Origin of the sequence: Beggiatoa leptomitoformis, from assembly GCF_001305575.3 — a bacterium.
Lineage (GTDB): Bacteria > Pseudomonadota > Gammaproteobacteria > Beggiatoales > Beggiatoaceae > Beggiatoa > Beggiatoa leptomitoformis.
Window position 1 is genome coordinate 1,625,892 of record NZ_CP012373.2, and the last position, 12,893, is coordinate 1,638,784.

General features: G+C 41.2%; 9 protein-coding genes. 4 read left to right on the top strand and 5 right to left on the bottom strand.

Annotated elements, in window-relative coordinates; genetic code table 11:
- The first annotated feature begins 56 nt into the window (after positions 1-56).
- Entirely contained in the window at positions 57-677 is a 621-nt protein-coding gene (gene rlmE / locus AL038_RS06810; protein ID WP_062150843.1) for a 23S rRNA (uridine(2552)-2'-O)-methyltransferase RlmE, read from the top strand.
- A gap of 42 nt (positions 678-719) precedes the next feature.
- Positions 720-2,663 (top strand): ATP-dependent zinc metalloprotease FtsH, encoded by a 1,944-nt coding sequence (ftsH, locus tag AL038_RS06815; RefSeq protein ID WP_062150846.1) that lies wholly within the window; start codon positions 720-722, stop codon positions 2,661-2,663.
- 63 nt (positions 2,664-2,726) lie between these two features.
- Here ftsH and AL038_RS06820 read toward each other — a convergent pair whose 3' ends face one another.
- From AL038_RS06820 to AL038_RS06835, 4 genes are all read right to left on the bottom strand, one after another.
- Complete coding sequence (locus AL038_RS06820; protein ID WP_062150849.1) at positions 2,727-3,764, bottom strand: ParB N-terminal domain-containing protein; 1,038 nt, start codon at positions 3,762-3,764, stop codon at positions 2,727-2,729.
- A complete protein-coding gene (locus AL038_RS06825) occupies positions 3,765-5,087 on the bottom strand; it encodes an AAA family ATPase (RefSeq protein WP_062150852.1) in 1,323 nt (440 codons plus the stop codon).
- A 99-nt stretch (positions 5,088-5,186) separates the two neighbouring features.
- Complete coding sequence (locus tag AL038_RS06830; protein WP_062150855.1) at positions 5,187-6,617, bottom strand: sigma-54-dependent transcriptional regulator; 1,431 nt, start codon at positions 6,615-6,617, stop codon at positions 5,187-5,189.
- 292 nt (positions 6,618-6,909) lie between these two features.
- Complete coding sequence (locus AL038_RS06835; protein ID WP_062150858.1) at positions 6,910-8,544, bottom strand: GGDEF domain-containing response regulator; 1,635 nt, start codon at positions 8,542-8,544, stop codon at positions 6,910-6,912.
- A gap of 288 nt (positions 8,545-8,832) precedes the next feature.
- On the opposite strand from AL038_RS06835, the gene AL038_RS06840 reads away from it, so the two are divergent.
- Positions 8,833-11,832, top strand: a complete 3,000-nt coding sequence (locus AL038_RS06840) for a beta-propeller domain-containing protein (protein WP_062150861.1) — start codon at positions 8,833-8,835, stop codon at positions 11,830-11,832.
- A 99-nt stretch (positions 11,833-11,931) separates the two neighbouring features.
- Positions 11,932-12,252 (top strand): MGMT family protein, encoded by a 321-nt coding sequence (locus tag AL038_RS06845; RefSeq protein ID WP_062150864.1) that lies wholly within the window; start codon positions 11,932-11,934, stop codon positions 12,250-12,252.
- Between the two features lie 68 nt (positions 12,253-12,320).
- Here AL038_RS06845 and AL038_RS06850 read toward each other — a convergent pair whose 3' ends face one another.
- Complete coding sequence (locus AL038_RS06850) at positions 12,321-12,833, bottom strand: NUDIX hydrolase (RefSeq protein WP_062150867.1); 513 nt, start codon at positions 12,831-12,833, stop codon at positions 12,321-12,323.
- Between the last annotated feature and the right edge of the window lie 60 nt (positions 12,834-12,893).

Here is a 12,893-nt window from a genome sequence, read left to right on the forward strand (position 1 = left end):
TACTGTTACAATAAGGCTTCAATTCAAGTTTATTTGGTTTTCAACCCTTATTCCCGATGTCTAGAAGCAAAAGTAGTAGTACATGGTTGCAAGAACACCATGCTGATATGTATGTAAAGCGCGCTCAAGTGGAAGGCTATCGTTCCCGTGCGGTTTATAAACTTGCCCAGTTAGATGAAAAAGATAAACTCTTTCGTCATGGGATGACTGTTATCGATTTAGGTGCAGCCCCCGGTGGCTGGTCACAATGGCTTAAATTACGTTTTGGTGATCAAGTTAGGGTTTTTGCCCTCGATATTCTTGATATGGAACCCTTATCTGGCGTTAACTTTATTCAAGGCGATTTTCGAGAACAATCCGTGCTGGATGCCCTACTTGTCCAACTTGGCGATCACAAGGCTGATCTTGTAATGTCTGATATGTCACCCAATATCACAGGCATTAAGGCGGTAGATCAACCCAGTACTATGTTGCTCGCCGAATTAGCGCGGGATTTAGCATTGCAAGTCTTAGCCAAGAACGGACATTTTCTCGCTAAAATATTTCAAGGCGAAGGCTTTGATGCATTTGTGAAAGATTTACGCCAACATTTTAAACAAGTAGTCATTCGTAAACCTGACGCATCACGCGCCCGTTCCCCAGAAATTTACGTACTCGCAAAGTGTTATACTGCTTAATTATTATTTTTTATTTGTTTGTAGTCTAAAAGAGGCAAGTCAATGAACGACATGGCAAAAAACCTCCTACTCTGGGTTGTTATAGCCCTAGTGTTGATGATGGTGTTTAATAATTTTGGTCCACGCACCGTCAGCGCACAGGCAATGGAATATTCAGAGTTTATTAGGAAAGTCCAACAAAACCAAGTAACAAGAGTCGTTATAGAAGGACGGACGATTAAAGGCTCAAGTGCTGATGGGCAAAGTTTCACGACCTATAATCCCGGTGATGATGGTTTAATCAATGACTTGCTTAAACACCAAGTGCAAATCGACTCTCGTGCGCCCGAACAACAATCACTGCTGATGCAAATATTCATCTCATGGTTTCCCATGTTGTTGTTATTTGGCATTCTTATTTTCTTCATGCGTCAAATGCAAGGTGGTGGTGGACGTGGGGCATTGTCTTTTGGCAAAAGTCGCGCACGTTTGATTGAAGAAGACCAAATTAAAGTAACCTTTGCAGATGTTGCAGGGGTGGAAGAAGCGAAAGAAGAAGTTTCTGAACTGGTCGATTTTCTCCGTGATCCGGGCAAGTTTCAAAACTTAGGCGGTAAAATTCCACGCGGTGTTTTAATGGTCGGCTCACCCGGTACAGGAAAAACACTATTAGCCCGCGCTATTGCAGGCGAGGCAAAAGTCCCTTTCTTCACGATTTCGGGTTCTGATTTCGTAGAAATGTTTGTCGGGGTTGGTGCGTCACGGGTACGCGACATGTTCGAGCAAGCGAAAAAACATGCGCCATGTATCATCTTTATTGATGAAATTGATGCGGTTGGTCGACATCGTGGTGCAGGTTTAGGCGGTGGGCATGATGAACGGGAACAAACTTTAAACCAATTGCTAGTTGAAATGGATGGTTTTGAAGGGACTGAAGGCGTTATCGTGATTGCTGCAACGAACCGCCCTGATGTATTAGACCCCGCGTTATTACGTCCGGGACGTTTTGACCGTCAAGTGGTTGTTCCTTTACCTGATATTCGTGGACGTGAGCAAATTCTTAAAGTTCACATGCGCAAAGTGCCTATTTCTGAAGATGTTGTGCCTAGTTTAATCGCCCGTGGCACGCCCGGTTTTTCGGGGGCGGATTTGGCTAATCTCGTGAATGAAGCGGCACTGTTTGCTGCACGTGCTAATAAGCGATTAGTTGAAATGGATGACTTTGAAAAAGCGAAAGATAAAGTCATGATGGGGGCAGAACGTCGCTCTATGGTCATGAGTGAAGATGAAAAACGCTTAACTGCTTATCATGAGGCAGGACACGCCATTGTTGGGCGACTAGTGCCTGAACATGACCCTGTGTACAAAGTGTCGATTATTCCGCGTGGTCGTGCGTTGGGTGTTACTTTCTTTTTACCCGAAGCTGACCGTTATAGTGCGAGTAAACAACGTTTAGAAAGCCAAATTTCTAGTTTATTTGGTGGACGGATTGCCGAAGAGTTAGTATTTGGGTCTGATTATGTAACAACAGGCGCATCTAATGATATTCACCGTGCAACGGAATTATCACGCAAGATGGTTACCAAATGGGGTTTATCCGAACGGATGGGGCCTTTAACCTATGGTGATGAAAGTGGAGAGGTTTTCTTAGGTCACACAGTGACACAACATAAAATGATGTCGGATGAAACCGCACATATTATTGATGAAGAAATTCGCTCTTTCATTGATCGTAATTATGAACGGGCAAAGAAAATTCTGACGGATAACACCGTGATTCTGCATAAGATGGCAGAGGCATTGATAAAGTATGAAACTATTGATGCAGAACAAATCGACGCGTTGATGATAGGACAAGAACCTAATCCCCCCAAAGATTGGGACGACCGTGGTAGCCGTAATAATAGACAAAAACCGGGTTCATCTGATGGAGAAGCAGGCTCTAATGTTTCTTTACACCCAAAAGAACCTGATAGTCCTATTGGTGGCCCTGCTAGCTTGCATTAAACCTTAGTTATATATTGATTTAACGGATAACATCGCATCGGTGTTATCCGTTTTGCTGTAAGCCTACTTTAATTCTGCCTTGAGTTTGTTCAACTGCGCTTTTCCCATCCCTTTGTGTGTTGTTTCACTTTTAATGGTTTGTATATCTGCAACCGTTTGAAAGGGACGTGCTTTTAATAGCGCGTCTATCATATCCCCTTGTATTTTTAACCGTGCTAAATAAATCTGTAAGTCTTTGTCAGGCAGTGCATTCAGCTTATTCAGAAAGGCTTCTTCTTCAGGGTCTAATGCAATACTTGCTTTTGTGGATTTAGCAGGTTTTTTGGGTGTTTTTTCTGCTTTAACGGGTATTGTGGGAATAATTTCGCTAACAACGGGGATTTCTACCGATTTTGGTGTGATTGCGGGGGTTGTTTTTACCGTGCGTTCTGATTTTTTACCCGTTTTTTCTACTGTTACGGGTGTAGAATCGGTTTTTACGGGCAATGTTTGTACTGTTTTTCTGGTTGTTTTTGGTTTTTTTGGCGGTGGTGTGGTAGCAATTAGTTCAGTTGTTGGCTGAATAGGTTCGGGTGTGGTGCTAACAACGGGTATTTCTGCTTGTAAGGGTGTTATTTCAGGGTTAGGTGTTGGGAATGTCGCTATGGGCGGTGCTAACATTGCTAATGTTGTTTGTAATTGTTGAATTTCAACGGTAAACAGGTGAGCCAGTTTGTCTAACTGTGCAAGGTGTTGCGTTGCTTGTGCAAATCTTTCTGCATTAACAGATGTGGCTGGCGTGGTCATAGATTTTTTTCTAAACAGGCTTATTTGTTGCAAAATAGTTTCTTCTGTTTCTGCTTCAATAATATAAGCATTAATCGTTTCCCCACGACTTAAGTCTAATTCTCGACTTCTCAGGGCGGCATAATATTCTAAATGCCCTTCAACGATAGTGTAATGTTCCATCCCTTCTCTGCGTAATATTAGAGGGTTAATAACTCCTTCAATGTGTAGAATTAAGTGCGCGCCCGCTTCTATGTCCGCCGCAGAAAAGGTATCGCGTGGTAGGGTGCAGTGAATATTTTTTACTAACACAATGGCGGGTGATAATTTGCTCATTTACGCTAAGCCTATTTGTTGACAAACGAAAGCAGCGAGTTTTTCAAATTCCTCCACTGATTTGGATTTTGGATTGAAATCAAATACTGAGCGTGGGTCAGCAACTTCCATGTTGCCAATTTCTAAGACTTGTTCTACACATTTGGCAAGGTCATCCCGTTCATAAATAACAAGGTCTTTCAATACGTTAATGTTATAACGACTTTCTACCGTTTTCATGCGGTTTTGCAGGGTACTTTGTCCAAATTTGGCATGGGGAGAAATTTTACTGGGCAATACGCCAAGAATTTGAATGGGTTGACGGTTCATGAATGCACGAAAATCATTAATTTCTTTAACAAAGGTTTTTACATTTTCTAAGCCTTCGTTAGCAAACGGTTTTAAGTCAGAGGGAATCAGTAAATAATCTGTCGTAATCAACGCAACTCGAGCGTATAAATTGAGTGATGGCGGGGTATCGATGATAACGACATCGTAGTCATTTTGAACGGCTGCTAATTTTTTAATCAGGATTATTTTGCTGTAATCCAGTTGATTTAATTCGTTTTCGTATTTCATTAAATGAATGTGGGAAGGAATCACACCGATCTGATGACTGGTAAAACGCGATTGTCTAACTGCTTCGGGAATGGAAAATAAATCGCTATGACGAAGAACATGATAGATATTACAGTCTTTTAGCGTGTCTTTTTCTTCATCACCCCAATTGACTAAACCTGTTGCAAAGGTAGTATTGGCTTGGCTATCTAAATCAATAACTAGCACTCTTTTCCCTTGTTTACTTAGCGTTGCAGCGAGGTTAATAACAGTCGTGGTTTTACCAACCCCACCTTTATTGTGATAAACGGCAATCACTTTCATCGGTTGTTTGTCCTTGTGTGGATTAAATTGCGGAGTAAGATTTTCTTTCCCGATTAGGGCTTTTATTTGTTCAATGTGGTTTTCAATATCGCGTCCAAGACAGCAAAAAACGAGATTAATGGTAGTGGCTGTTTTTTCATAGATTCTAAGTTCTCTACCGTTAGTTAGCAAGCCATATTTTGTATTAATCTCAAGCATATATTGCTTTAGTTGTTCGATATGGTCGTTTAGGTTTTTTTGGGGGTGTTTTGCCTCAATAATGACGCTGTTTGTCAAATCTGTTTGCTGATTTGCAATGGCGAGAAAGTCTAAACGAAAGCGATTAACCGTTTTTTCTTGTCGCCACATATCTATTTGATAACCTAATGCGGGGAGTAAATAGCTGACAATCAGTTTACTTTCTACTTCGCGTTCATTTTGGCAATAGAGGGGGTTAAAAATGAGGTTGGCTCGGTCATTCAATTTTTATTGACCTTATTGAAAGGGGGAATGTCATAATTAAAGAAAGGGCGTGGCGTGGCGAGTACGCCCTTGTTTGATTTAGCTGAAAGTAAGGTTTTTTTATTGTAAATGGATATTTTCGCCTCTTTTACTGTTTTCCTTTTCTTCTTCCTGATTTTTTAAATAGCGTAATGGGTCTATAGCATATTCACGTAGCAAGTTTTTAAAATCATCAGGTTCACATCCTGCAATGTGTGCTGCATGAAGTGTGTCTCCTGCCACCATATTCATCACGCGTTGCAAATAGTTTTTATCAAATTCTTTACGGGCTTGAGTAAGGGTTTGAAATTTAGTTTCACTGTCACGTAAGGCTTGTTTTACCAGCGAAAGGGGGATAATGGGGGATGCGCAGAGAACACTACATTGTTCAACCACGTTCTGTAGTTGGCGAACATTACCCGGCCATGATAGGTCGATAATATATTCCATTGCTTCAGGGGAAAAACGTGGCACTTGTTCAACGGCTTCACGCTGGGCTTGTTTGGTCAGGAAATAGTCGATTAGCAGGGAAATATCTTCGCGTCGTTGCGATAAAGGCGGTAAATAGAGCGGAATGACATTTAAGCGGTAAAATAAATCTTCACGGAATTCGCCTCGTCTTACAGAGGCTTCTAAATCGTGGTGAGTTGCGGAAATAATTCGTACATCAACCGTAACACTGTTGACAGCTCCCACGGATTTAACTTGTCCATCTTGTAGCGTACGTAATAACTTTACTTGTAAATTAGCAGGCATATCACCGATTTCATCTAAAAATAAAGTACCGCCATTTGCCGCTTGAAACAGTCCTAAGTTTTTACGTACTGCGCCTGTAAATGCACCTTTTTCATGTCCAAAGAGTTCGGATTCTAAGAGCTGTTCGGACAAGGCACCACAATTAATCGCTAAAAATACTTGGTCTTTACGAGGGCTTGCGCGGTGAATTGCACGGGCGAGCAGTTCTTTACCCGTACCAGTTGCTCCACCAATAAAAACATTGCTTCGGGTTTTTGCCACTCGATGCGCTTGCTTAAGCATATTGGACATAATGGCACTGCGGTGAATAATTTCTGGGGCAAATTCTGACGCTTCTTCTCTGTTTGCAGTGCCTACATGGGTTAATGCAGCTTGTACACAGCGGAAAAGGTCTTCAGGGTCCACAGGTTTAGTTAAAAACTCGAAAACACCTTGATGCGTTGCACGGACAGCATCAGAAATTTGCGCGCTACCACTTAACATGATAACGGGTAATATGGTGTTATAATCTTGAATTTGTTTTAATAAAGCAATGCCGTCCATGCCATCCATGCGTAAATCGGTGACGACTAAATGGGGACGGAAAAGGGGGAGTTCTAACACGGCTTTTTCACCACTTTCAACGGTGGCAACTTCATAACCTGCATCTTCTAGCCAAGCGGACATGAGGGTTAAAATGAAAGCGTCGTCATCAACTAATAAAATACGCAGTGGACGAGCTTCTTCTTCTGCAAGTGGAGTGGGGTTATCTGACATGCTTAACGGATTCCTTAGCGTTCGTGCAATAATTATTCGGACTTATGATTTGCAGATAGTGAACTTTCTTTTTAGAAAGTTCAAAGGTTTGAGCAAATTGTTTAGTAAAAATTATCATGGTCTTATACTATTTTAAGATAGCTTTTTACTGTATGGATGTGTTGCTTTAGTCTTTATTCAAAGGTGTTATAGAATACGTAGAATTGGTAAGCATCCAAATGCTTTATTTTAGCGGTTTATTTGGATAATCAGCCAATCTATTCATGCCTATCGATATTACGTCAAATTTGAATCAATCAATAATCGCTTCTAATGAGGTCGCAACGACTTGATTATGCCCGCGTCGCTTCGCTTCTTGTACTGATTTTTCAGCCGCTTGCAATATATCTCGTTCACTATTTCCATCCTCGCAGTGTAAGTGTCCGGGATAATAGGCAATACCAACACTGAGCGTGAGCGGTAGTGAGACACCGTTAATTTTAACATTGCTATTGGCAATTTCTTCTACTAAATGTTCAAGCACTTGTTGTGCAGAAAGCATATCCGCATCGTTTAAGGCGATAACAAAGCGGTCGCCTTGATAGTGTCCTAATAAATCGCCACGACGAAACCGTTGTCGTAAGAGTTTAGCAACTTGCTTGATTATATTATTACCCGTCCAATGACCATATTTTTGAATAATTTGTTTAAAATTATCTATGTCTAGCATAGCAAGTGCAATAGGGCTGCCTGAACGTTCTGCATTGGCAATATTGGAGAGTAACCGATTGCGAAACATATCCGCGTTAAACAAATGGGTTAACCCATCATAGGCTAACAATGTTTCCAGACGGTGAGCATGTTGAATACGGGTCAAGAGATAGTTGACTAAATAATCAGGGTCAATAGAAAGCCGTAAACAGCCATCGCCATTAATAAGCAGAGAATGCAAATCGGCTTCAGGCATTTCTTCATCCGTTAGGAACACAATCGGTATGGTTAAATAAACTTCTTCTTGGCGAATCAGTGTAGCAAGATGTATCCCTTGTTCTATGTCATTATGCAGGTTAATCAATAGTAAATGTGGCTTAAATGTAATTAGCATATCTATCATTTCGCTTGCGGTATTGGTGATTTGCAGATGTAAATAAGCCGCACGCAGAGCAAGATGATAGGGTTGTTGTGTATCTTCGGGTTCTTCAAGTAAAAGAACACGATAGTTGATGGAGTGGGCTATTGATAACTGCTCAAAGGTTGTTTGCACATTAATGGGTGTAATGGGTTTGGGCAAATAATGTATTGCACCCGCCGCAATCGCATGGAGGCGACTGCTCACACTATCTTGATAAGAGATGAAAAAACAGGGTATTTTTGTTAAAAAATGGGTTTTAAGCAACGTGCCAATTTGCGCAAGCGATGCGGTTGTCAGTTCGTCCATTAAGATAACATCTGGTTTTATAAGGTGGATATGTTGAATTAACCCGTTCATATCTTGACACCAAATAATATGATATCCCATATTTTCTATTTGTTTTACAAAGGTTTCATTCTCTATACTTTTATTATCTATGTACAGAATATGCTTAAGCGCGGGCGGGGAAATAAGTGATGTTGATGAGGGCAAAGAATCTGTATTCTGTTGTTCTGCATAAATTGTTAATAAATCACATAACCGTTTTAAACTTGAATATAAATCTGCTTTATCCTCAATAATGTCTGCTTGTAAATGCTGTTCAACGGCATGTGCAATTGCACTAATGTCGGCAAAACCATAAACACTTGCCCCCATCAAACGCAATACAATCTGTTGCAACTTTTCTACTGCCTCTCCTTGCCAACCTTGTTGCTCCGCTAATAGCATATTATTAATTAAATCAGTTCGTTTATCTGTTACTGAAAGTAAGAATAACTGTTGCAATTGGCTTTGTTGCACTGGAACATGAGACATAAATTCTACCTTGTGATGTTTCACCGTCAAACTGACGACGCGCTTTATATTGTTATTCTGGTCATAATGGTAGTAAATAAGCAAAGAATGTTTTAAATATAGAATATTTATCTTTATTTATCACAAAACAGTTATCTGCATTTATATAAATTGCGCTCATATTGTTGCCCCCCGTTGTGCCAAACAAATCAGGACAAACACAATGGCTTATATCCCTATGGATAGCTTACTAATCTTAAGCTACACTTTCGCTATTAATCCTTAAGACCTATTTTTAGGAGCAATTTTATGCGTTTTACTCGTACTTTACTATTTGGCGCACTCTCTCTTGTGGTGAGTATGCCAAGCCTAGCATGGCAAGTTAGCGTTGAAAAACAAGATGACCATTCACAAGTTACCGTTAGCAATACCGAAAAATTCAAAAATAAAACGGTTTATCTAACATGGGTGGATGTAGATACGACAGCCACAGACATGTTTTTATCTTGGACAGTGAGCGATGGTTGGAAAAAAGGACTCTTCCCTATTGCGGATACGCCTATGGATATTGAACCCTTTACAACCCAAGCCTTAACTGATTTAGATGCAATTTGTCCTGACAATCACCGCTGTTTTGTCGCCCTTGTTGCAACTAAACCCAATGCAAATCCATTAGATAATACCCAATGGGATGCAACATCGATTCTCCCCCTTACAACACAAGCAGGCTATCTCCGCTTACCGGGGCAACGCTTTTTTTTATCACCCAATATCGCTATCGCTAACACGGATACTGCTGGCACAACCACCAGCCTGCCAGCCAGTGAAGGATTAGGCACAAGCAGCACGGAAAAACCTGATATTTTCAAAGTTATTGGAAAAAAAGTACTTTACGCCAATGCTCAAGCACACAAACTGCAACTGATAGACATCAGCGACCCAGCACAACCCCGTTTAACAGGTGAATTAGAACTGGCAGGAACACCGCGTGAAATCTATCTCTTTGATGATAAAATTGTCCTCTTACAAACGGTAACAACTGAAACAGGAAGAACACAAGTTCTTGTTGCCCAACAAAACAGCAGTGGCGGATTAGAAATAAACACCCGTTTGGAATTAGATGGTAGTTTTCTTAAATCGCGCCGTCGTAATGACACTATTTACGCAATCACACAAATACCCAAAAGTTTAACCAGTCTAACAACGTGTGCGGATTGTGGCAGTCCTGTGGGCTTACAACTGATGGCCTTGCGCTTTACAAATGGCACATTAGAAATCGTCAAACGCACAGAATTAGTGGGCAATTCTCCCAATGTGGCTATTTTCGCCGATCACTTAGTTGTAACCAATTTCAACTCCGACAATTGGCAAGAATCACTGATTCAAGTCTATGAATTAGATGATGCTGTCAACCCATTAAAAGCCTTGCCAGCCCTCACTATTGCAGGAAGAATTCCCTCAGAATTTCATGTTGATGTTACTAATCAACAGCTCCGTGTTGTTTTTGGTAGTCCATTTAACCTGAGCGAAGCAGGCAGTACATTGGCAATTTACGCATTACCCAGCCTACAACTGCTTGGTAAAATTGATAAAATTGCACCTAATGAATCACTATTTGCAACCCGTTTCACCAGTGATCGCGCCTACATTGTCACCTATAAACAACAAGACCCTTTATGGGTTATAGATTTAAGTGACCCAAGTAATCCGAGTATTTTAGGAAAACTAGAAATTCCCGGTTGGTCAGAAAAACTTTTTTTCCATGACAACTTACTACTAAGTATTGGCATCCATGATGTACCTGAAATAGGGGAAACAAGTCAAGCTGTTAGACGTGCTGCATTAAGTCTATTTGATGTCAGCAACCCCACAAAACCACAACTGATTAATCGCCTTGTTCCACTGGTTAACCAAGCCGCATGGAGCTATTCCCAAGCCTTACAAGACGAACAGGCATTATTGCTAAACTGGGATGGCGCACTGACTGCCTTACCAATTGAATCATGGGGTAATGCTGTAGGCAGTTACTTACAAATCGCCTCCCTAGCTAATAAACAACTCACTGATAAAGGTCTTGTTTCTAGCCCTGTACAACTATTACGCAGCACACCCATAGATACCGACAAATTAGTTGCTTTAGGCGACCAAGCCTTACTAACCATCCAATGGGGAACAGATAAACCCAAAGTATTAGGTGAGTTAGAATTAGCAACCAATATTCAATGGATAAAGGCAAGCACAGGACAGCTCTTTGCAGGTGGATATGGCAAGAATGGCTACAGCCGTTTCTACCAATTTTCCCCCACTGACCTGAACAAACCCACACAACGCTGGTCATTACCACACGGCTATAACAACATAAGCCTAGATGGAAAAACCGCCGTTTTCTTTAACTACAGCCCACTCACGGTGCAAACGGTCAACACAGAAAACAACGTGATTAGCCCCGCATGGACACTAGAACAAAACCTTGTTCAAGACGATACCCCGTATTGGATAGAACGCAGCACACCATTCACCCAAGACGGTCGCTTCTACCTTGCAGAAAAACGTACCTATTCACCTGTTTCTCTTGCTGATACAACGATAAAGCCTGACAATACAACAACTGAAGCGATGCAATGGCAATTACACACATGGCAACTTACCGGCGAAAAACCGACTGAAGCAACAACATTTTCCATTCCCGGTCGCCCGATTACTTTTGCAGGTACTCAACTGCTCATTACACAAGAATCCACAACCAACAATCGCCTATTACTCAACCAAGTTCGTTTATCGGCTGACAGCGCGAAACTCATCAGCAGTCGAGAATTAGCTTGCGCCCCCTATTCACAAATCCTTGTAACGACAGAATCGTTATATATCAAATGCGAAACGCCATACAATGCGGAAATTTATTATCCGATGACTACCACAATGGCAGACACCGCCAGCAGTGAAGGTAGTAGCACGCCCGTAACAGAAGAATCGCCCCCCCAAACACAAATTTTAAAAGTCAGCTTACAAGCGAATTTTGCTGACGAAGGTTCATGGATATTTGAAGGCTATCAAAAACTGCAAGCCGCTTACGCTGACAAAGTGCTAATTGGCGACATATGGAACTATGCCTATACAGACATTATGTCAAGCAGCTCGATGCCATTTTATCAATCCGCCGTTTGCACCGTGTACCAACTCACCGCCAACAACAAACCCACAGCCCTAAAAGAAACCGAGTGCATTAGTGGTGATGCTGTTAGCATGACCAATAATAGCCTCTGGTTTGCAAAAGGGTTTGAAGGCTTGGTTGAAGTTAAATTAGACTAAAAAAATATTATTCTTTCCCTAAAACAGCATTAAAATCCTGCCTCTAAATTCTATGATTTAGAGGCAGATAGATTTAAAAAATATAAAATCGAGTTCCCCATGCCCCCCACTAAATCCCCCACATATACCCGCATTTGGTCGGTTGTTCAACAAATTCCCATAGGAAAAATAGCTACCTACGGACAAATTGCCCGATTAGCAGGGTTTCCACGCCAAGCACGCCTAGTCGGCTATGCGTTACACCATCTCCCGCCACACAGTGAAATCCCTTGGTTTCGTGTTTTAAATGCACAAGGAAAAATCTCTTTTCCCCCCGAGAGCGATTTGTATTTATGGCAGAAACACTGTTTAGAGGCAGAAGGCATTATTTTTTGGCAAGAAAAAGTCAATTTACAACAATTTACTTGGCAAACCGAATAGACATGACACCCTGAGAATTAAGTATTTTTTACTGTTCAATCCTGATTAATATAACGCGCCCTTTAGCTTTATGATGATTTAGATAACTTACTCCAAATTATTCTAAAAATAGGCGTAAATGCCAGACTTTCCCGCTGTATCCATTCCGCCACAAACGCAGGTGTAAACCATCCCGCTTGAGCAATTTCTACACGGTCTGGCACAGGTATTTGTGTTGTAATACACTTATAAACAAAACAAAATTCATTAGTTGTTATAGGGCTTGCATCCAACTTAAATAAAGCCTCTAACGGTTCTACAACCTGCAATTCCTCCCCTAACTCCCGTTGGGCCGCCTGCAAATAATCTTCCCCTGCATCCACATGGCCAGCGGCTGAAGAATCCCAACAATTGGGAAAACTACTTTTTTGTGAACTGCGTTGCTGTAAATAAATATCACCTTGCAGATTAAACACTAAAATATGCACTGCCCGATGACATAACCCTAAACGATGCACATCCGTGCGTAACTGACAATCGATAACCTTGTCTTGTGCATCCACAACATCCAAATACTCAGGGGGAAGCGAGGGAGAAATCATTATATTTTGACCTCATTTTGCTTTTTCTAAGCGAAAAACCTGCAAAATTATTGCTAATTT

Excerpts from the sequence above, each read along its gene's own strand:
- rlmE (WP_062150843.1), top strand. The coding sequence starts at position 57 with ATGTCTAGAAGCAAAAGTAGTAGTACATGGTTGCAAGAACACCATGCT.
- ftsH (WP_062150846.1), top strand. The coding sequence starts at position 720 with ATGAACGACATGGCAAAAAACCTCCTACTCTGGGTTGTTATAGCCCTA.
- AL038_RS06820 (WP_062150849.1), bottom strand. The coding sequence starts at position 3,764 with ATGAGCAAATTATCACCCGCCATTGTGTTAGTAAAAAATATTCACTGC.
- AL038_RS06830 (WP_062150855.1), bottom strand. The coding sequence starts at position 6,617 with ATGTCAGATAACCCCACTCCACTTGCAGAAGAAGAAGCTCGTCCACTG.
- AL038_RS06835 (WP_062150858.1), bottom strand. The coding sequence starts at position 8,544 with ATGTCTCATGTTCCAGTGCAACAAAGCCAATTGCAACAGTTATTCTTA.
- AL038_RS06840 (WP_062150861.1), top strand. The coding sequence starts at position 8,833 with ATGCGTTTTACTCGTACTTTACTATTTGGCGCACTCTCTCTTGTGGTG.
- AL038_RS06845 (WP_062150864.1), top strand. The coding sequence starts at position 11,932 with ATGCCCCCCACTAAATCCCCCACATATACCCGCATTTGGTCGGTTGTT.
- AL038_RS06850 (WP_062150867.1), bottom strand. The coding sequence starts at position 12,833 with ATGATTTCTCCCTCGCTTCCCCCTGAGTATTTGGATGTTGTGGATGCA.